Below are 20,400 nucleotides of genomic sequence, written 5' to 3'. Positions count from 1 at the left end.
AACCGTGTCCGCCAGGTGGTCAGGCCGCCGGGAAGCCCGCCGGCAGGTCCTCCCGGTGCACCACGTGCAGGCGGCGGGTCGGCCGGGTCATCGCCACGTACAGGTCGCCGGGCCCGCCGGCGAGCACCTCGGCCGGCTCGACGAGCACGACGGTGTCGAACTCCAGCCCCTTGGCCTCGAGCGTGTCGAGGACGGCGACCCGCGCGTCGAGCGGGTCGGCCCCCGCGGGGGCCAGGTCGCGGCGCAGCTCCTCGTCGCCGGCCAGGGCGGCGCGCACCTCGGCCCGGCGCCCGGCGCCGGTGAGCACCGCGACGCGGCCGGCGCCGACGCCGTCGGAGCCGTCGAGCCGCTCGAGCTCGGCCCGCACGACGTCGACCACGCGCCCGCGCAGGTCCGCCGCCCGGGTCACGGCCAGCGCGTCGGGCAGGTCGCGGGCGGCGCGCACCGGGTAGGCGGGGGCCGCCCCCTGCGCGGCCAGCACCGCGGTCGCGGTGTCCATGACGGTGGCCGGGGTGCGGTAGCTGATGGTGAGCACGGCCTCGCGCACGTGCTCCCCGGCGGCGCGGCCGAGCACCTGCTCCCAGGAGGCGGCGGGGCGGTGCCCGCTGCGCTGGGCGAGGTCGCCGACGACGGTCATCGACCGGGCGGGGCAGCGGCGCAGCAGCGCCCGCCACGCCATGGGGGAGAGCTCCTGGGCCTCGTCGACGACGATGTGCCCGTAGGTCCACGTCCGGTCGGCGGCGGCGCGCTCGGCGGTGGTGAGCCGGGGCCCGGTGGCCGCGAAGCGCTCCGCGAGCATCTCCGCGGTGACCAGCCCCATGCCGAGGCCCTGGGAGGCGATCGCCTCCTGGGCGAACCGCAGCTCCTCGGCGGCCTGGATCTTGGCCTCGGCGTCGGCGCGGCGGGCCTCGGCCTGCTCGTGGTGGCCGAGCAGCTCGGCGAGCTCGTCGAGCAGGGGCACGTCGGCCACCGTCCACGGCGAGCCCTTCGGGCGGTGCAGCAGGGCCCGGTCCGCCGCCGACATGCCCGGCGCGTACCGCGCCAGCAGGTCCGGGCGGGCGTACAGCCGCTCGAGCAGGCCGTGCGGCGTCGTCGGCATCCAGCACAGGTTCAGCGCCACCCGCACGTCCCGGGCGCCGCGCACGTCCTCGGTCAGGTAGGCGCGCTCGGCGGCGTCCTCGATGCCCTTCTCGCCGGCGTACTCGCGCACGAGGTGGTCGAGCATCGCCAGGACGAAGGTGTCGCGCGCCTGGTTGTGCGGGTGACCGCTGCGGCGGGCGCGGGCCATGGCGGCGCGGACCTGCTCGGGCTGCAGGTGCAGCGTGCTGCCCTCGACGTCGAGCTCCTGGACCCGCTCGGGCACCCGCTGCAGGCCGCGCACGGCGCGGGCGAGCACCTGTGCCATGGCGGCGCGGCCCTTGACCGCGGCGACGTCCTCGGCGTCCTCCGCCGTGGCGGTGGTGCCGGGCAGCAGGTCGGCCATCGTGGTGGACACCACGTCGGTCTCGCCCAGGGAGGGCAGCACCTGCTCGACGTAGCGCAGGAACACCCGGGAGGGCCCCACGAGCAGCACGCCCGAGCGCTCCAGGCGCTCGCGGTGGGCGTAGAGCAGGTAGGCCGCGCGGTGCAGCGCCACCGCGGTCTTGCCCGTGCCCGGCCCGCCCTGGACCACGAGGACGCCGTCGAGCGGGGAGCGGATGACGGCGTCCTGCTCGGCCTGGATGGTGGCGACGATGTCGTGCATGCGGCCCTCGCGGGCGGCCGACATCGCGGCGAAGAGCGCCCCCTCGCCGGTCAGGCCGCTGGCGACCGCCTCGTCGAGGTGCTCGTGGTCGAGCAGCTCGTCCTCGACGCCGACGACGGTGCGGGCCCGGGTCATGAGGTGGCGGCGGCGCACGACGTCGCCGGGGTGGGCGGCGGTGGCCTGGTAGAAGGGCTGGGCGCTGGGCGCGCGCCAGTCCACCAGGAGCTGGTTGTGCTCGGCGTCGGACAGCCCGATGCGGCCGACGTAGCGCGGCTCCTCCCCGCGGCTGTCCAGCCGGCCGAAGACGAGCCGGTTCTCCACCTGGTCGAGCCGGGCGACGGTGTCGGCGTAGTGGGCCGCGAACGCGTCCCGCTCGGAGCGGTTCTGGGGGGACCCGCTCGGGCCCTCCAGGCGCACCTCGGCCAGGCGGGCGCCGTAGGCCGCCCGCAGCGCGTCGAGCCGGTCGTAGACCTTGTCGACGTAGGCCTGCTCCTCGGCGACGGCGGCCTGCGTCGTCGTGGCGACGTTGGCGCCGTCCTCGGGCGTGGTGGCCGGTCCTGGCACGCGGGCTCCTTCTCGTCCTTCAGCCCCGGTACAGGGGTCGTGCCGACGGCACGGCCATCCATTATCCGCCACCGGGCGGCCACGCGCAGGCACCTTCCGCGCGAGATTCGGAGGGCGTCGACGGGCCGGGCGCGCCCCGGCCGCGGACGGCCCGCGACGCCGCGGCGCCGGCGCGCGGCGCGGAATGTTGCGCCGTCGGGCGGTGTTGGGCTCTATATACGTTGACCGTCCAGTGAGAGGAGTCCCACCCATGCGCGATCCGCAGGACCTCTACGCCGTGAGCGAGAGCGCGTTCGGCGCCGCTCCGGTGCCGGTGCTCGTGCACGCGCTGCGCGGCTCGCTCGACGCCGGCCACGCGGGGTCCTTGGTCGCCCGCCACCTGCTCGACTCGCTGCCCGCCGAGCGGGTCGCCACCTTCGACCCCGACGAGCTGGTCGACTACCGCTCCCGGCGCCCCCCGATGGTCTTCGAGGACTGGCGCTACACCGAGTACGACGAGCCGGTCATCGCGCTCGACCTCCTGCGCGACGACGAGGGCACGCCGCTGCTGCTGCTCCACGGCCCCGAGCCGGACCTGCGGTGGGAGGCCTTCACCGAGGCGGTCCTCGACCTCGTCGAGCGGCTCGGGGTCCAGCGCACCATCGGCGTGCACGGCATCCCCATGGCCGTGCCGCACACCCGCCCCGTCACCGTCACGGCGCACGCCACCCGCGACGGGCTCGTGGACCGGCCGCGCCAGATCATGGGCACCGTCCAGGTCCCCGGGAACGTCGCCGGCCTGCTCGAGCTGCGCCTGGGCCGCGCCGGCCACGACGCGATCGGCTTCTCCGCGAACGTGCCGCACTACCTCGCCCAGGCGGAGTACCCGCAGGCCGCCGCCGAGCTGGTGCGCCAGATCGCCGGGAACACCGGGCTGGCCCTGCCGGTGGGCGAGCTGGAGGCGGCCGCGGCGGAGACGCTGCAGCAGATCGACTCCCAGGTGTCCACCTCCCCGGAGGTCGGTGCCGTGGTCCACGCCCTGGAGCAGCAGTACGACGCCTACATGGAGGCGGCCGCCAAGCCCAGCCCGACGACGCTGATCGCCGACCGGGAGCTGCCCACCGCCGATCAGATCGCCGCCGAGCTCGAGGCCTTCCTCGCCGAGCAGACCGGCGCGGCCGGCCGGCAGGGCGACGAGGGCGGCGACGACCGCACCGGCGGTGAGGACCGCACCGGCGACGGCGGGACCGGCCGGCCGGAGGAGCGGCCCGGCGACGCCGAGCCCGGCCCGCAGGCCTGATCCCGATCCAGGCCCAGGACTGATCTGTCGGGCGATGCCCCGGGGCGCGGGCCCCGGGGCATCGCCGTGCCCAGGCGGGCCCGGGCGCCCGGTGTGAGCGCGGTCGGGGCAGGGCGCCCCGGTGAGCAGGCTCACCGGGGCGCCTGGCGCTTCCGCCTGGGCTTTTTCCGCTGGCCTGCGACAATGGCAGTCGTGTCCCCCTTCCGCGATCCGGCCCCGGCCCGGCTCGCGTTCGCAGTGTGGGGTGCCGGGCTGGCGGCCTACGTCGTCGCCGTCACCGGGCGCACGTCCCTCGGCGTGGCCGGCCTGCAGGCGGTCGACCGGTTCGAGATCTCCGCCGCGACCCTGTCGCTGTTCTCCGTCGTCCAGCTCGCCGTCTACGCCGCCGCGCAGATCCCCGTGGGCCTCCTGCTCGACCGGATCGGCAGCCGCCGCCTCATCGCCACCGGCGCGATGGTGCTCGCCGCCGGCCAGCTCATGCTCGCCGTCGTCGACACCCTCCCCATGGCCCTGGCCGCCCGCGTCCTCGTCGGCGTCGGGGACGCCACCGCCTTCGTCTCGGTCCTGCGGCTGGTGCCGGCATGGTTCCCGTCCCGGCGCGTGCCCGTGCTCACCCAGATGACCGGCATCGTCGGGTCCACCGGCCAGATCATCTCCGCGGTGCCGTTCATGGCCGTGCTGCTGCGGTTCGGCTGGACGCCGGCCTTCGTCTCCCTCGCAGCGCTCGGGGTGTTCATGGGCATCGTCGCCGCCATCGTGGTGCGCGACCGCCCGCGCCTCCCGGCACCGGCGCCGGCGCGCGAGTCCGTCCAGCCCGTCGGCACCGGCGCCGAGGTGCCGCCCGCGGCCGTCCCGGCGCGGCGTGAGAAGGTCTCCCTGCGAGCGGTCATGGGGGAGCCGGGCACCTGGCTGGGGTTCTTCACCCACTTCGTCTCCCTGTTTCCCACCAACACCTTCGTGCTGCTGTGGGGCGTCCCGTTCCTCACCGCCGGCCAGGGCCGCAGCGCCCAGGAGGCCAGCGTGTTCCTCACCGTCAGCGCGCTCGCGGGCGTGGTGATGGGGCCGGTCGCCGGGGAGCTGCAGGCCCGCCACCCGCTGCGCCGCTCCTGGCTCGTGCTCGGCGCCGCCGCCTTCGCCATCGGCGCGTGGACCATGGTGCTCGTGCCGACGACGCCGCGGCCGACGTGGCAGCTCGTCGTGCTCGTGCTCGCCCTGACGTCCACGGCCACGGCCTCCAACGTCGGGTTCGACTTCGCGCGCACCTTCGTCCCGCCGGCGCGGCTGGGCACCGCCACCGGCGTCGTCAACGTCGGCGGCTTCGTCGCCTCGCTGATCTCCATCTATCTCGTCGGCCTCGTCCTCGACCTCGTCCGGCCCGACGGGCACTACGTCCTCGACGACTTCCGCGCCGCGTTCGCCGCCCAGGGCGTCGTGTGGGTCATCGGGCTCACCGGCCTGCTCACCGCCCGGCACGCCACCCGGCGGCGCATGGCCGAGGGTGGGGTCGTCGTCCCGCCGGTGCGGGAGGTCATCGCCCGCATGCGCAACCACCACCGCGAGGGCTGAACCGGCCGCCGCGGTGTCCGGAAGGCAAACCCGCGTACCGAATGCTGGATCGGCGCGTGTGACTCATGCCATGCTGTGCCCGTTGCATCTGCGTTTCCCTGACGAGCGACCCGGGAACGGCCTGGTGCCGGGCCCAGGAGAGGTGGCCGCCGCGCGGCGGGTCCTCTTCGAGCAAGGAAGTGGGACGGCATTGCGGCGACCGAGGGCCGGCACGGGGCCGGCCCACAACACGTCCCGGAAGGACACAGCACGATGGCACAGGGAACCGTGAAGTGGTTCAACGCTGAGAAGGGCTACGGCTTCATCGAGCAGGACGGGGGCAACGCCCCCGACGTGTTCGTCCACTACTCAGCGATCCAGGCCGACGGTTACCGCTCGCTCGAGGACGCCCAGCGCGTGGAGTTCGAGATCACCCAGGGCCCCAAGGGCCCCCAGGCGGAGAACGTCCGCGCCATCTGACCCCCGCCCGGCCCTAGGCCGCGGGGGAGGGCCCGTGCCATGGCGGCACGGGCCCTCGGCGTGACCCGCCGCGGTGGCGGCAGGCGTGACGCGACCCGCCGCGGTGGCGGCAGGCGTGACGCCTGATCTGCCGCACGCGGGCTACGACGGCGCCCGGTCCTCGCCGGCGTCCGGCGTCCCGGTGGGTGCGGACGTCCCCGGGGCCGCGGGGGGCCCGGTGGACGTGGGCGGGTCCCGCTCCGGTCGGGCGGTGCCGCGCAGCGCCGTCAGCTCCTCGCCGTGGACGAGCCGGACGGGCAGCGGCAGGCGGCGCAGCCCCCGCTCGATCGCGTCCACCGGCAGCGGGGCGTCCGAGGCCGCCAGCACGAGGTTGCCGTAGCGACGCCCGCGCAGGATCGCGGGGTCGGCCACCAGCGCGACGTCGGCGAAGACCTCCCGCAGCGCGGCAATCTCGGCCTTGGCCCGCGGCAGCGGCGGGTGGTCGGTGAGGTTGACGAGGTAGAGCCCGCCCGGGGCGAGCACCCGGTGCACCTCCCGGGCCGCCTCCAGGGTGCGCACGTGCGCCGGCACGAGGCCGGCCGCGAAGACGTCGCGCACCACCACCTCCCAGGCGCCGTCGCGCAGGCCCGCCGTGACGGCGCGGGCGTCACCGGTGCGGATGCGCAGCCGCGGCGCGCGCGGCAGGTCGAACCACTCGCGCACCAGCCGCGCCAGCACCTCGTCGAGCTCGACGGCGAGCTGGGTCGACCCGGGCCGGTGCGCCTCCAGCGCCCGGGGCAGCGCGCACCCGGCCGCGCCCAGGTGCAGGGCGCGCACGGGCCCGGCCGGCCGGGCGGCGTCGAGGACGACGACCATCTGCTGCATGTACTCGAACTCGAGGTGGGCGGGGTCGTCGAGGTCGAGGAAGGAGCTCTCGGTGCCGTCGAGCAGCAGCGTCACCTGGTGCGGGGCCCCCGGCTCGCGGCGCAGGCTCGCCGTGCCGAGGGAGGTGGGGACGGGCTCGGTGGGGAGCGGTTCGGCGCCGCGGCGGGACGGGCGCCCACGGCGGGGTGTCACCCCGCCACGTTAGCCTGGGGCCGGCGCCGAGACGGGGAGGAGACATGAGCCGAGCCCCACGCAGCGCTGCCGCCCGCCGGTCGTGGGGCGAGGACGACAGCGGCTGCACGATCCTCCACGTCGACATGGACGCCTTCTTCGCCTCGGTCGAGCTGCTCGACCGCCCCGAGCTGCGCGGCCGGCCGGTGATCGTGGGCGGGCAGCACCGCGGCGTCGTCAGCGCCGCGAGCTACGAGGCCCGCGCCTTCGGCGTGCACTCGGCGATGCCGGTCAGCCGGGCCCGGCTGCTGTGCCCGCAGGGGGTCTTCCTCCCCGGCCGCCACGGCCGCTACGCCGAGGTCTCCCGCGAGGTCATGGCGGTGCTGGGGGAGGTGACCCCGGTGATGGAGCAGGTCAGCATCGACGAGGCGTTCCTCGACGTCGCCGGGGCGGTGCGGCGGATGGGGTCCCCGCTGACCATCGCCCGGTGGGTCCGGCGCGAGGTCCGCGCCCGCACCGGCGTGCCGGCGTCGGTGGGCGTCGCCGGCACCAAGCACGTGGCCAAGCTCGCCTCGGCCCACGCCAAGCCGGACGGCCTGCTGCTCGTCCCGCTCGCGGCGACGGTGCCCTTCCTGCACTCCCTGCCGGCCGGGGCGCTGTGGGGGGTGGGGGAGAAGACCCGCGCCGTGCTCGAGCGGCACGGCCTCGACACGGTGGCCGACGTCGCCGCCACCCCGCTGCCGGCGCTGCACCGCATGCTCGGGGTGGCCGCCGGACAGCGGCTGCACGAGCTCGCCTGGGGCATCGACCCCCGGCGCGTGGCCCCCGGCCGGGTGGAGAAGTCGGTCGGCACCGAGACCACCTTCGCCGAGGACGTGACCGACCGGGCGGTGCTCGAGCGGGTCCTGCTCGACCAGGCGCACCAGTGCGGCGCCCGGCTGCGGGCCGACGGCATGCTCACGGCCACCGTGTCCATCAAGGTCCGCATGGCCGACTTCACCACGCTGACGCGGTCGCGGACGCTGCCCGCCCCGACCGACCTGGCGCATGACATCGTCACGGCCGCGCGCGAGCTCCTCGCGGGTGTGACGATCGCGGCCGACGGCGTCCGCCTCCTCGGGGTGCGGGCCGAGCGGCTCGTCGGCGCCGGCGCCGGGGTGCAGGCGACGCTCGACGAGGATCCCCACCGCGCCAAGGCCGAGCGCGCGATGGACGGCGTGCGGGCGAGGTTCGGATCCGCGGTGCTGCGACCCGCGTCACTGATCGACACCACACGAGGTTCGGCTTTCCCGGGCGCCTCCCGGGACCTATCCTGATGTCGAAGCGTCACCTCATCGGCGACGGGTTGGCGGGATGACTGGAGGTCCGATGCCTCTCTCGGAGTACGAGCAGCGCATGCTCCAGCAGATGGAGCAGCAGCTGCGTTCTGACGACCCCCGGCTCGCCAACACACTGGCGGACAAGCCGCGTCCGGACGTGCGCCGGCTCAGCCTGGGAGTCCTGCTCTTCCTGCTCGGGCTCGGCGGGCTGGTGGGCGGCGTGGCCACCGGCTACGTCTGGCTCGGGGTGCTCGGGTTCCTGGCCATGCTGGCGGGCGTGATGCTCGCGATCAGCGGGCCGCGAGGCACGGCGAAGGCGCGTGGCCGCGGCAAGCGCACCGGGGGACCGGCCACCTCCAGCTCCTCCTTCGGCGGCTTCATGCAGCGCCAGGAGGACCGCTGGGACCGGCGCAACGAGGAGCGCGGCCGCTAGACCGGCGCGCACCCTTGGTGCGCGCGTCCTGATCACCAGCAGCCCACGGCCCATGCCGTGGGCTGTCGGCATTCCTGGCACGGCCCGGCATCGGTGGCGCCGATCGCTCGCCGGTCCCTCCACCGTCCTCCACCGGGTGGGCGTCGCGGCCCGCGCGGGGCCCTCCACCGTCCTCCACGCGGCGGGCGTCACGGGCTGAGCGGGGCCCTCCACCGTCCTCCACCCGGCAGGCGTCCAGGCCCCGACGAGCCCCTCCACCGTCCTCCCCGCGCCGCAACGGCGTGTCGACGGGCCCCCTCCACGCCTCGCCCACCCCTCACCGGGTCGAGGACCACGCCCTCCTCCACTTCGCTCCACGCGCCCGGGCTCCTGCCCGCCCGCGCCCCAATACCCCCTCATAAAACGGCGCTAATTCGCCGAAAACCGCGTCTCCATGGGTTCAGCGGACCCCTGCCGTGGTTTACCTGGGCGCCCGCTCGGCGCCGCCGGACCGGTGCGCCCCACTCCGCTCCAACCGCACCGACCTGCGGGTTTACCGGGTTGTGACGGACAAGCGCGCCCCATTTCGCATTGCTGGGGGAGGGAAGTGGAGTAATGTGGGGCGCACGGGGGGGAACCGGTTTGGCGCAAGGGAGGAGGTGCCAGTGTGTTCCTGGGGACGTATGAGCCACGTCTTGACGACAAGGGGCGACTCATCCTCCCCGCCAAGTTCCGCGAGCAGCTCGCCCCCGGCCTCGTCCTCACCCGCGGCCAGGAGCGCTGCCTGTACGCCTTCCCGGCCGCCGAGTTCGAGAACATGCACGACCGACTGCGCCAGGCGCCCGTCACCAGCAAGCAGGCACGGGACTACCTGCGCGTCTTCCTCTCCGGCGCCAGCGACGAGGTGCCGGACAAGCAGGGACGCGTCACCATCCCGGCCAACCTGCGCCAGTACGCCGGCCTCGACCGCGACCTCGCCGTCATCGGCGCCGGGGCCCGCATCGAGATCTGGGACGCGATCGCCTGGCAGACCTACCTGGCCGAGCAGGAGGAGGCCTTCGCCGAGACCGCCGAGGAGGTGGTCCCCGGCCTCTTCTGAACCGCTCCCGCCGGCTCCCCGACCCATCACCGACCACCGCACCACCGACCGACCCCCGCACGACGAGGTCTCTCACCGCGACTCTGACGCACTTCCCCGGCGCCAGAGCAGGCGGAGGGAGTCCTGGCCGGGCGGCGGCCGGCCCGCCCCGTTTATCGCCCCCCGCGGACCAGGAGAGAAGACCCCATGAGCCAGGCAGATGCGGCGTCGCGGCACGTGCCCGTGCTCGCCGAGCGCTGCCTCGAGCTCCTCGCCCCCGCCCTGCAGGCCCCCGGCGCCGTCCTGATCGACGCCACCCTCGGGATGGGCGGGCACACGGAGGCCGCGCTGCGGCGCTTTCCCGCGCTGCACGTAGTCGGCATCGACCGCGACCCCCAGGCCATCGCGCTGGCCTCCGCCCGCCTGGCCCCCTTCGCCGACCGGTTCACCGCGGTGCACACCACCTACGACCACATCGACGGCGTCGCCGCCGAGCACGGCGACGCTGCCGGCCGCGTGCAGGGCGTCCTCATGGACCTCGGCGTCTCCTCGCTCCAGCTCGACGAGACCGAGCGCGGCTTCGCCTACGCCCACGACGCCCCGCTCGACATGCGGATGGACCAGAGCGCCGGCGTCTCCGCCGCCCAGCTGCTGGCCGAGGCCAGCGAGGCCGAGCTGCGCCGGATCCTCAAGGTCTACGGCGAGGAGAAGTTCGCCGGCCGCATCGCCGCCGCGATCGTGCGCCGCCGCGAGACCGCCCCGCTGACCCGCACCGGCGAGCTCGTCGACATCGTCCGCGAGAACATCCCCGCCGCCGCCCGCCGCACCGGGGGCAACCCGGCCAAGCGCACCTTCCAGGCGCTGCGCATCGCCGTCAACGGCGAGCTCGAGGTCCTCGAGCGGGCGCTGCCCCGGGCGGTGGAGGCCCTGGCCGTGGGCGGCCGGATCGTCGTCGAGTCCTACCACTCCCTCGAGGACCGCGCGGTCAAGACCGTGCTGGCCCGTGGGGCGCGGTCGTCGGCGCCGCCGGACCTGCCCGTCGAGCCCGAGACGCACAAGCCCTACCTGCGCCTGCTCACCCGCGGCGCCGAGGAGGCCGACGCCGAGGAGCAGGCCCGCAACCCGCGCGCCAAGTCCGTCCGGCTGCGCGCCGCCGAGCGCCTGCGCCCGACCCCCGAGCACCTGCTGACCCGCCCGACCGACCGGCCCACCAGCCGAAGGAGCCCCGCATGAGCGCCGCGCCCGCCCGCGCCCCGAGAACCACCACCGCGTCGGCGCCGCGCCCGGCACCGGCGTGGCGCCCCCGCCTCGCCGTCGTCGCCAGCCCGCGGCCGGCCCGCTCCCTCGTGCCCTACCTGCTGCTGTGCACCGCCATCCTGACCGCGTCGCTGCTGGTGGCGCTGCTGCTCAACACCCACATGGCGGCGACGGCGTACGAGATCCACGACCAGCAGGTGGCGCTGACCAAGCTCGACGAGGCCGAGGCGTCCCTGCGCGCCCAGGTGGAGGAGACCGGCTCGCCGGCCACGCTGCAGCGCCGGGCCACCGAGCTGGGCATGGTGCCCGCCGAGCACCTCCGCTTCATCCGCCTCGCCGACGGCGCGCTGCTCGGAGGCGGGGAGGCGGGGTGAGCCGGGGGAGCACCCCGCCGCCCGCCGTCGGGAACCGCCGGGTGCGCCGGCAGGCGGCCCTGATCCTGCTGCTCACCGTCATGATGGTCTTCGGCGGCCGGCTCGTGTACGTCCAGGCCGTGCAGGGCCCGGACCTCGCCGAGCAGGCCAAGGCCGACCGCACCCGCACCTCTCTCATCCGCGCCCCGCGCGGCGACATCCTCGACAGCGACGGGGAGGTGCTCGCCACTTCCGTCGAGCGCTTCAACGTGGGCGTCAACCAGCGGCTGGTGCGCAACTACGAGCGCAAGAACCCCGACACCGGGGAGGTGGAGGGCACCGGCGCGGCGGCGGCGGCCGAGGTGCTCGCGCCCCTGCTCGGCCGGGACAAGGCCGAGCTCGGTGCCCAGCTCGTGGGCGACTCCACCTTCGTCTACATCGCCAAGGGCCTGACCCCCGAGCAGTGGCGGGCCATCGACGCCCTGCGGGTGCCCGGCATCGAGCCGGAGGAGACGACGGCGCGCATCTACCCCAACGGGGCCACGGCGGGGAACCTCATCGGCTACGTCGGGCGCGAGGGGCACGGCCTGGCCGGGCTCGAGCAGAGCTTCAACGAGGCGCTGACCGGCAAGGACGGCAAGCTCACCGTCGAGATCGGCGCCACCGGGCAGGTCATCCCCACCGGGCAGCGCGAGGAGGTCCCCGCCGTCGCCGGCCACACCGTGCACACCAGCATCGAGCGGGACCTGCAGTACGTCGCCCAGCAGAAGATCGACGAGGCCGTGGCCAAGTGGGGCGCCCAGTGGGGCGCCGTCGTCGTCGAGGAGGTGGGCACCGGCCGGGTGCTCGCCATCGCCGACTCCGGCACGGTCGACCCGAACAGCTACCAGAAGTGGGACGCCGCCGACCGTGGCTCGCGCGCCGTCTCGGCGCCCTACGAGCCCGGCTCGACCGGCAAGCTGCCCACCTTCGCCGCCGCCCTGGAGGAGGGCGTGGTCGACACCGACACCCCCTTCACCGTGCCGGACCGGCTCACCATGCCCAACGGGCAGACCTTCACCGACAACGACAACCACGCCACCGAGCGGCTGACCACCACCGGCGTGCTTGCCTCCTCGTCGAACACCGGCACCGTGCAGATCGGCGACAAGATCGCCGACGAGGTGCGCTACGGGTACCTGCGCGGGTTCGGCTTCGGCCAGCGCACCGGCATCGAGCTGCCCGGGGAGACCCCCGGCCAGCTCCGCCCACCGGACAGCTGGGACTCCCGGACCCGCTACACCACGATGTTCGGCCAGGGCATGAGCGTGAGCCTGCTGCAGAACACCTCGATGGTGGCCACCATCGGCAACGGCGGGGTGCGGATGGACCCCCACATCGTCGACGGGCTGACCGACGGCGACGGCACGTTCACCCCCACCGAGGTCGGCGAGGGCACCCGCGTGGTCAGCGAGGCCACCGCGGACAAGGTCGTCGCGATGATGGAGAGCGTCACCGCCGACGGCGGCACGGGCGTGCTGGGCCGGGTCGAGGGGTACCGGGTGGCCGCCAAGACCGGCACCGCCCAGATCGCCGACGGCCAGGGGGGCCTGAGCTCCCGGCTGGGCTCCTACGTCGGGCTGGCCCCGGCCGAGGACCCCAAGCTCGCCGTCGGCGTGGTGATCTACAAGCCGCCGGGCATGTCCTACGGCGGCGTCACCGCCGCCCCGGTCTTCCGCGACGTCATGGGTTTCGGGCTGCGCCAGATGGGCGTGCCGCCGTCGACGACGCCCGCGCCCGACCTCCCACGCGAGGCCGGGTAGGGGTGAGCAGCGCCACGTCGGATGGCCGGGTCGTCGCGGGCGGCAACAATGGAGCGGTGACAGCACTCCCCGACAACGACCTTCTGCGCCCTGCCGCCCCCTCCCCGCAGCGCCTCGGCGACCTCGCCGCGACCCTCGACCTCGCCCCCGCGCCGGCGACCGCCGACGGCTGGGCCGCGGCCGAGGTCCGCGGCGTGGTGGCCGACAACCGCCGGGTGCGCGGCGGCGAGCTGTTCGCCGCGATCGGCGGCGCCCACGTGCACGGCGCCCGCTTCGCCCCGGCCGCCGTCGCCGCCGGCGCCGCCGCGGTCCTCACCGACCCCGCCGGCGCCGGGCTGCTCCCCGCGGACCTGGGCGTGCCCGTGCTCGTGACCCCCGACGTCCCGGCCGTCCTCGGCCGCCTGGCCGCCGCCCTCTACGGCGAGCCCGGCCGCGCGCTCGGCACCTTCGCCGTGACCGGCACCAACGGCAAGACCACCGTGGCGTTCATGGTCGACCACGCCCTGCGCGCCCTGGGCCGCACCACCGGGCTGGTGGGCACCGTCGAGGTGCGGGTGGCCGGCCGGGCGGTGCCCGCGACCCTGACCACCCCCCAGCCCGACGAGCTGCAGGCCCTGCTCGCGGCGATGGTCGAGGCCGGCGCCGACGACCTCGTCATGGAGGTCTCCTCCCACGCCCTGGCCCTGGGCCGCGTCGACCCGCTGGTCTACGACGTCGCCGGCTTCACCAACCTCACCCAGGACCACCTGGACTTCCACGGCACCCTGGAGGGGTACTTCCAGGCCAAGGCGTCCCTGTTCACCCCGCGCCGCTCCCGTCGCGGGGTGGTCCTCGTGGACGACGACTGGGGTCGCCGCCTGGTCGAGCAGGCCCGGGCCGACGGCGCCGCCGCGGTCGCACTCGCCGTCGCCGCGCCCGCGGAGGTCCCGGCCGACTGGCGGGTCGGGGACGTGCGCGCCGACGCCACCGGCACCGCCTTCACCCTCACCCACCGCGACGGGCGCACCCTGCGCACCGCCACCGCCCTGCCCGGCGGCTTCAACCTCGCCAACGCCGCGCTCGCCGCGGCCATGGTGCTCGAGAGCGGCGTGGACGTCGCCGCCCTGCAGGCCGCGCTCGACGCCGCCGGCGGGCTCAGCCCGGTGGTGCCCGGCCGGATGGAGCAGCTGAGCGAGCGCCCCCGGGTGATCGTCGACTTCGCGCACAACACCGACGCCCTGGCCCAGGCCCTCGCCGCGCTGCGGCCCGCCACCGCCGGCCGGCTCGTCGTGCTCTTCGGCGCGGCGGGGGAGCGGGACCGCTCCAAGCGCCCGGACATGGGCCGCGTGGCCGCCGAGGCCGCGGACGTCGTCGTCGTCACCGACGACGACCCCCACGACGAGCCGCCCGCCCAGATCCGCGCCGAGGTGCTCGCCGGGGCGCGGGCTGTGAGCGGGGCCACCGTGGACGAGATTCCCTCCCGGGCCGAGGCGATCCGTACGGTAGTGCTGGGGGCAGGCGACGACGACACGGTCCTCGTGGCCGGTCGTGGCCACGAGACGGTCCAGGAGATCGCCGGCATCCCCTACCACCTGGACGACCGCGACGAGGTGCGCGCCGCGCTGGCCTCGCGCACCGGAGGACCCACCGCATGATCACCATGACCCTCGCCGAGGTGGCCGCCGTCACCGGCGGCCACCTCGCTGCCGAGGCCGCTGACGTCGTCGTCGACGGCGACGTCGTCACCGACTCCCGCGCCGCCGGGCCCGGCACCCTCTTCGCCGCGTTCGCCGGCGAGCACGTCGACGGGCACGACTACGTCGCCGCGGCCCTGGCTGCCGGCGCCGCCGGGGCGCTCGTGTCCGACACCCGGGCGCTCGGCCACGTCGACCCCGCCCGGCTCGTCGTCGTCGACGACGTCGCCGCCGCCCTGGGCGCGCTCGCCCGGCACGTGCTCGCCGCGCTGCGCGCCCGCCGCGGCCCCGACGACCCGCTGCGGGTCGTCGCGGTGACCGGGTCGGTGGGCAAGACCACCACCAAGGACCTCCTCGCCCGCCTCCTCGAGCCGCTGGGCGAGCGCATCGCCCCGCCCGGGTCGTTCAACAACGAGATCGGGCTGCCGCTGACCGTGCTGCGCGCGAGCGAGACCACCCGCACCCTGGTGCTGGAGATGGGCGCCGACCACGTCGGCAACATCGCCTACCTCACCTCCGTCGCCCCGCCCGACGTCGCCGTCGTCCTCGTCGTCGGCCGCGCGCACCTGGGGGAGTTCGGCGGGATCGACAACGTCGCCCGCGCGAAGTCCGAGCTCGTCACCGGCCTGCTGCCCACCGGCACCGCCGTGCTCAACGCCGACGACGCCCGGGTGGCGGCCATGGCCCCGCTCGCCCCGGGCCGGGTGGTCACCTTCGGGCGCAGCGCCGGGGACGTGCGCGCCGAGGACGTCACCCTCGACGACGCCGGCCGCGCCGCCTTCACCCTCGCCGCCGGCGACGAGCGCGCGGCCGTGCGCCTGGCGCTGGTGGGGGAGCACCACGTGACCAACGCCCTGGCCGCCGCGACCGTCGCGCTCGAGCTCGGCCTGGCCCTGCCCGACGTCGCCGCCGCCCTGGCGGGCGCCGGCGCGGCCAGCCCGCACCGGATGGACGTGCGCATGCGCCCCGACGGGGTGCGCATCGTCGACGACTCCTACAACGCCAACCCCGACTCCATGCGCGCCGGGCTGCGCGCCCTCGTCGCCCTGGCCGGCCCGCCCGACGGGGCCGCCCGCCGGGTGGCCGTGCTCGGGGAGATGCTCGAGCTGGGGGAGGACTCCGCCGCCGAGCACGCCGCCCTGGGCGCCGACGCCGCCCGGCTGGGCGTGGACCTGCTCCTCGCCGTCGGCGCCGGCACCGCCCCGCTGGCCGACGGCGCCCGCGGCGCCGGCGCGCGCACCGAGGTCCTCGAGGTCCCCGACGTCGACGCCGCCCGCGAGCGGCTCGAGGCCCTGCTGCGGCCCGGGGACACCGTGCTGCTCAAGGGCTCCAACGGCTCGGGCATCTGGCGCCTGGCCGACGACCTGCTGACGGTGGCCACGGCCGACGGGGTGATGCCGGCATGATGGCCGTCCTCATCTCGGGCGCCGTCGCGCTCGTGCTCTCGCTGCTGGGCACCCCGCTGTTCGTCCGGCTGCTCGTGAGGAAGAACTACGGGCAGTTCATCCGCGAGGACGGCCCGACGGCGCACTTCACCAAGCGCGGCACGCCCACCATGGGCGGGGTCGTCATCATCGCCGCGACGGTGCTCGGCTACGCCATCGCCAACCTCGCCACCGGCCGGATGCCCAACGCCTCGGGGCTGCTGCTGCTCTACCTCATGGTCGGGCTGGGGGTCATCGGCTTCCTGGACGACTACATCAAGATCTCCAAGGAGCGCTCCCTCGGGCTCAACCCCAAGGGCAAGATCATCGGCCAGGCCCTCATCGGCATCTCCTGGGCGGTGCTGGCGCTGCAGTTCCCCAACGAGAACAACCGCACCCCGGCCTCGACGCACGTGTCCTTCATCCGCGACACCGGCATCGACCTGGCCTGGGCCGGGATGGGGCTGGGCCTGGTGCTGTTCGTGCTGTGGGCCAACTTCCTCATCACCGCCTGGTCCAACGCCGTCAACCTCACCGACGGCCTGGACGGGCTGGCCACCGGCACCTCGATGCTCGTCTTCGGCGCCTACACGGCGATCACCATCTGGCAGGCCAACCAGTCCTGCCAGTTCCTCGCCGCCCCGGGGCCGGAGTGCTACGAGGTGCGCGACCCGCGCGACCTGGCCATCGTCACCGCCGCGATCGTCGGCGCCTGCTTCGGCTTCCTGTGGTGGAACACCTCCCCGGCGCAGATCTTCATGGGCGACACCGGCTCCCTCGCCCTGGGCGGGGCGCTGGCGGGCCTGTCGATCCTCACCCGCACCGAGGTCCTCGCCGCGATCATCGGCGGGCTGTTCGTCGTCATCGTCATGAGCGACGTCATCCAGATCGGCTTCTTCAAGGCCACCGGCAAGCGGGTGTTCCGCATGGCCCCGCTGCACCACCACTTCGAGCTCAAGGGGTGGGGCGAGGTGACGATCGTCGTGCGGTTCTGGATCATCGCGGCCCTGTTCGTCATGGCGGGCGTGGGCCTCTTCTACGCGGAGTGGGTGGCGGCGACGGCATGAGCGAGCAGCGCACGGATCTCGACGGCGCCCGGGTCGCCGTCGTCGGCCTGGGCACCTCCGGGCGCGCGGCCCTGGAGGCCCTGGGCGGCACCGGCGCCCGGCTGGCCGGCTACGACGCGGCCCCCGCCGCCCTGGACGCCGCCCGCGACAGCGGCGAGGTGCCCGACCGCGCCGCGCTGCGCGCCGCCCCCGACCCCACCGAGCTGGCCGACGCCGTGCTGGCCGCCCGCCCGGACGTCGTCGTGGTCTCGCCCGGCATCCCGGCCGTCTCGCCGCTGCTGACCCGCGCGGCGGCGGCCGGGGTGCCCGTGTGGAGCGAGGTCGAGCTCGCCTGGCGGCTGCAGGCCCCGCGCCCCGACGGCACCCGCGCCCCCTGGCTGACCCTGACCGGCACCAACGGCAAGACCACCACGGTGGGCATGCTCGCCTCGATCCTCACCGCCGCCGGCGAGCGCGCCGTCGAGGTGGGCAACGTCGGCACGCCCATCGTGCGCGTGGCCACCCGCCGCGGCGAGGAGGCCCCGGACGTGCTGGCCGTGGAGCTGTCGAGCTTCCAGCTGCACTCCACCCACACCGTCTCGCCCGAGGCCAGCGCCTGCCTCAACGTCGCGCCGGACCACATCGACTGGCACGGCTCCTACGAGGCCTACCGGGCGGACAAGGCCCGCGTCTACGAGCGCACCCGGGTGGCGTGCGTGTACAACGAGGCCGATCCGCAGACCCGGCACATGGTCGAGGAGGCCGACGTCGTCGAGGGCGCCCGCGCCGTCGGCTTCACCCTCGGCACGCCCGCGGTGGGGCAGGTCGGGGTGGTCGAGGACCTGCTGGTCGACCGGGCCTTCGTCCCCGAGCGCCACCGCGGCGGCGCCGGCGAGCTGGCCACCCTCGACGACCTCGCCCACCTCGCCCCCGCCGGGGCCGGGGTGCCGCGCCACGTGGTCGCCAACGCCCTGGCCGCCGCCGCGCTGGCCCGCGCCCACGGCGTGCACCCGGCGCACGTGCGCCAGGGGCTGCGCGACTTCCCCGCCGGGGCGCACCGCATCGAGCGCGTCGCAGAGGTCGACGGCGTGGCCTACGTCGACGACTCCAAGGCCACCAACGCCCACGCCGCCGCCGCCTCGCTGCGCGCGGTGGCGCCCGGGACGTGCGTGTGGGTCGCCGGCGGGCTGGCCAAGGGCGCCCGCTTCGACGCCCTCGTGGCCGAGCAGCGCGAGCACCTGCGCGCCGTCGTCCTCATCGGCAAGGACCGCGAGCCGCTGCGCTCGGCGCTGGCGCGACACGCGGCCGACGTCCCCGTGATCGAGGTCGACGCCGACGATGATCGGGTGATGCCGACGGCCGTCGCCGAGGCGGCCCGGCTCGCCCAACCCGGCGACACCGTGCTGCTGGCCCCGGCGTGCGCGTCGATGGACCAGTTCCGCAGCTACGCCGAGCGGGGCGAGGCGTTCGCCCGCGCGGCACGAGAGCTGAGGAGCCGGGAATGACCACGCTGGAGGGCAGCCGGCGCCCCGCGCCGGCCCGGGGCCTGGCCCGACCCGCCGCCCGCGCGGCCCGCACCGCCGCGCGCGCCGTGCGCGGCGACGCCGGCACCCGCGGCGCGACCGCCGCCCGGGAGGTCACGGCGCTGAGCTACTACCTCGTCGGCGGCGCCACGCTGCTGCTGCTGGCCATCGGCGTGGTCATGGTGCTCTCGGCGTCGACCATCGAGTCCATCCGCGCCAACGACGGCAACCCCTACGCCGACTTCCTCGGCCAGGTGAAGTTCGTCGTCGTCGGGCTGCCGCTGGGCCTGGCCGCCTCCCGGGTGCCGGTGGAGTGGTACCGCCGCCTCGCCTGGCCGGCGCTGCTCGGGGCCCTGGCCATGCAGCTGCTCATCTTCACGCCCCTGGCCCGCGGGCAGGGCGGCAACGTCAACTGGATCTACATCCCCGGCGTGGGCCAGACCGTCCAGCCCTCGGAGTTCCTCAAGCTCGCCCTGGCCCTGTGGCTCGGCCTCGTCCTGGCCCGCAAGGGCCGGCTGCTCGCCGACTGGCGCCACGTGCTCGTCCCCGCCGGGATCGGCTGCCTGCTCGCCCTCGGCCTGGTCCTGGCCGGGCACGACATGGGCACCGTGCTGGTGATGCTCGCCCTGGCCGGCGGCGCGTTCTTCGTCGCGGGCCTGCCGATGCGCTGGTTCGGGGTGGCCGGCGTGGCCGGCGCGGGCGCCGCCGCGTTCTTCGTGGCGATCTCCCCCAGCCGCGTCACCCGCATCATGAGCTTCCTCGGGGCCGGCGACGCCGACCCCACCGGCGTGGGCTTCCAGACCCGCCACGGGCTGTGGGGCCTGGGCACCGGCGGGGTCTCCGGGGTGGGGCTCGGCGCCTCCCGGGAGAAGTGGTCCTACCTGCCCGAGGCCCAGAACGACTTCATCTTCGCCGTGTTGGGCGAGGAGCTGGGCCTGCTCGGCACCCTGGTCGTCCTCGGCCTGTTCGCCGTGCTCGCCGTGGGCATGTTCCGCATCGTGCGCCGCCACAAGGACCCCTTCGCGCAGATCGCCACCGCCGCGATCGCCTGCTGGATCCTGGCCCAGGCGCTCATCAACATCGGCGTGGTCATCGGGCTGCTGCCGGTCATCGGGGTGCCGCTGCCGCTGGTCTCCGCCGGCGGCTCGGCGATGATCTCCACCCTCATGGCCGTCGGCGTGGTCCTCGCCTTCGCCCGCAGCGAGCCGGGCGCCGCCCGCGCGCTCGCCTCCCGGCGCGGCGTGGTGCGCCGCTCCCTGGCCGTGGTGGGAGGGCGTCGTCGTGGCTGAGCCGAACCTGCCCCAGGCGCCCGGGGCCGGCGCGCTGCGCGTGCTGCTCGCCGGCGGCGGCACGGCCGGGCACGTCAACCCGCTGCTGGCCACCGCCGCCGCGCTCGCCGCGCGGCCCGGCGGGGCGCAGGTCACCGCCCTGGGCACCGCCGCCGGGCTCGAGCACACCCTCGTCCCGGCCGCCGGGTACCCGCTGCGGATCGTCCCGCGCGTGCCGCTGCCGCGCCGGCCCTCCCTGGACCTGCTCCGCCTGCCGACCAACCTCGCCGCCGCCGTCCGCGCGGCGGGGGAGGCCATCGACGCCACCGGCGCGCAGGTGGTCGTCGGCTTCGGCGGCTACGTCGCCACCCCGGCCTACCTCGCCGCCCGCCGCCGCGGCGTGCCGGTGGTCGTCCACGAGCAGAACGCCCGCCCCGGCCTGGCCAACCGGCTCGGCGCCCGGTGGGCCGCCGCGGTGGCGCTGACCTTCCCCTCCACGCCGCTGCGCGCGGCGCGCGGGCGCACGGAGGTCACCGGCCTGCCGCTGCGCGCCCCGGTGGCCGCCCTGGTCGCCGACCGGCGCGCCGCCGCGACCGCT

Annotated in this window: 17 protein-coding genes; 15 read left to right on the top strand and 2 right to left on the bottom strand. The window is 75.7% G+C overall.

All coding sequences use genetic code 11. The features are described from left to right. Nucleotides 1–19: 19 nt before the first annotated feature. Nucleotides 20–2,308 carry a HelD family protein gene (locus GD970_RS15505; RefSeq protein WP_226925382.1) on the bottom strand — a complete coding sequence of 763 codons (2,289 nt, stop codon included), beginning with the start codon at nt 2,306–2,308 and terminating at the stop codon, nt 20–22. Nucleotides 2,309–2,558: 250 nt separating this feature from the next. On the opposite strand from GD970_RS15505, the gene GD970_RS15500 reads away from it, so the two are divergent. The 3 genes from GD970_RS15500 to GD970_RS15490 all read left to right on the top strand — a co-directional run bounded on the left by GD970_RS15500 (nt 2,559) and on the right by GD970_RS15490 (nt 5,612). After that, nucleotides 2,559–3,587 (top strand): PAC2 family protein, encoded by a 1,029-nt coding sequence (locus GD970_RS15500; RefSeq protein ID WP_152203806.1) that lies wholly within the window; start codon nt 2,559–2,561, stop codon nt 3,585–3,587. 183 nt (nt 3,588–3,770) lie between these two features. Next, nucleotides 3,771–5,153, top strand: a complete 1,383-nt coding sequence (locus tag GD970_RS15495; RefSeq protein ID WP_152203805.1) for an MFS transporter — start codon at nt 3,771–3,773, stop codon at nt 5,151–5,153. Between the two features lie 252 nt (nt 5,154–5,405). Continuing rightward, entirely contained in the window at nt 5,406–5,612 is a 207-nt protein-coding gene (locus GD970_RS15490) for a cold-shock protein (RefSeq protein ID WP_152203804.1), read from the top strand. 141 nt (nt 5,613–5,753) lie between these two features. Here GD970_RS15490 and GD970_RS15485 read toward each other — a convergent pair whose 3' ends face one another. After that, on the bottom strand, nt 5,754–6,668 hold the full coding sequence (locus GD970_RS15485) for a spermidine synthase (RefSeq protein WP_170297292.1): 915 nt from the start codon (nt 6,666–6,668) through the stop codon (nt 5,754–5,756). 44 nt (nt 6,669–6,712) lie between these two features. Between GD970_RS15485 and dinB the strand changes: the two genes are divergently transcribed. From dinB to GD970_RS15425, 12 genes are all read left to right on the top strand, one after another. Next, entirely contained in the window at nt 6,713–7,963 is a 1,251-nt protein-coding gene (gene dinB, locus GD970_RS15480; RefSeq protein WP_152203803.1) for a DNA polymerase IV, read from the top strand. A gap of 52 nt (nt 7,964–8,015) precedes the next feature. After that, nucleotides 8,016–8,399, top strand: a complete 384-nt coding sequence (locus tag GD970_RS15475) for a DUF3040 domain-containing protein (protein ID WP_152203802.1) — start codon at nt 8,016–8,018, stop codon at nt 8,397–8,399. Between the two features lie 646 nt (nt 8,400–9,045). Beyond that, complete coding sequence (gene mraZ, locus GD970_RS15470; RefSeq protein WP_152203801.1) at nt 9,046–9,477, top strand: division/cell wall cluster transcriptional repressor MraZ; 432 nt, start codon at nt 9,046–9,048, stop codon at nt 9,475–9,477. Nucleotides 9,478–9,663: 186 nt separating this feature from the next. Then, a complete protein-coding gene (gene rsmH, locus GD970_RS15465) occupies nt 9,664–10,689 on the top strand; it encodes a 16S rRNA (cytosine(1402)-N(4))-methyltransferase RsmH (RefSeq protein WP_152203800.1) in 1,026 nt (341 codons plus the stop codon). Further along, nucleotides 10,686–11,087 carry a hypothetical protein gene (locus tag GD970_RS15460; RefSeq protein WP_152203799.1) on the top strand — a complete coding sequence of 134 codons (402 nt, stop codon included), beginning with the start codon at nt 10,686–10,688 and terminating at the stop codon, nt 11,085–11,087. Before rsmH ends, GD970_RS15460 begins: the two co-directional genes overlap by 4 nt. Next, nucleotides 11,084–12,868, top strand: a complete 1,785-nt coding sequence (locus tag GD970_RS15455; RefSeq protein ID WP_152203798.1) for a peptidoglycan D,D-transpeptidase FtsI family protein — start codon at nt 11,084–11,086, stop codon at nt 12,866–12,868. Before GD970_RS15460 ends, GD970_RS15455 begins: the two co-directional genes overlap by 4 nt. Before the next feature lie 56 nt (nt 12,869–12,924). Continuing rightward, nucleotides 12,925–14,502, top strand: coding sequence for a UDP-N-acetylmuramoyl-L-alanyl-D-glutamate--2,6-diaminopimelate ligase (locus GD970_RS15450; RefSeq protein ID WP_152203797.1), 1,578 nt, complete (start codon nt 12,925–12,927; stop codon nt 14,500–14,502). Continuing rightward, entirely contained in the window at nt 14,499–15,947 is a 1,449-nt protein-coding gene (locus tag GD970_RS15445; protein WP_152203796.1) for a UDP-N-acetylmuramoyl-tripeptide--D-alanyl-D-alanine ligase, read from the top strand. Before GD970_RS15450 ends, GD970_RS15445 begins: the two co-directional genes overlap by 4 nt. After that, nucleotides 15,944–17,032: a phospho-N-acetylmuramoyl-pentapeptide-transferase gene (gene mraY / locus GD970_RS15440; protein ID WP_152203795.1), complete on the top strand. Its 1,089-nt coding sequence runs from the start codon at nt 15,944–15,946 to the stop codon at nt 17,030–17,032. Before GD970_RS15445 ends, mraY begins: the two co-directional genes overlap by 4 nt. Continuing rightward, nucleotides 17,029–18,516, top strand: a complete 1,488-nt coding sequence (gene murD / locus GD970_RS15435) for a UDP-N-acetylmuramoyl-L-alanine--D-glutamate ligase (protein WP_193314965.1) — start codon at nt 17,029–17,031, stop codon at nt 18,514–18,516. The genes mraY and murD overlap by 4 nt, the downstream gene beginning before the upstream one ends. After that, nucleotides 18,513–19,823: a peptidoglycan glycosyltransferase FtsW gene (locus GD970_RS15430; protein WP_152203793.1), complete on the top strand. Its 1,311-nt coding sequence runs from the start codon at nt 18,513–18,515 to the stop codon at nt 19,821–19,823. The genes murD and GD970_RS15430 overlap by 4 nt, the downstream gene beginning before the upstream one ends. Then, a partial coding sequence (locus GD970_RS15425; protein ID WP_226925381.1) for a glycosyltransferase occupies nt 19,816–20,400 on the top strand: 585 nt, incomplete at its 3' end. The genes GD970_RS15430 and GD970_RS15425, both read left to right, overlap by 8 nt.

The sequence above is a fragment of the Georgenia thermotolerans genome (assembly GCF_009193185.1).
Lineage (GTDB): Bacteria > Actinomycetota > Actinomycetes > Actinomycetales > Actinomycetaceae > Georgenia > Georgenia thermotolerans.
Note: the sequence above shows the minus strand (reverse complement) of the source record. Positions and strands in the feature narration are given on the sequence as shown.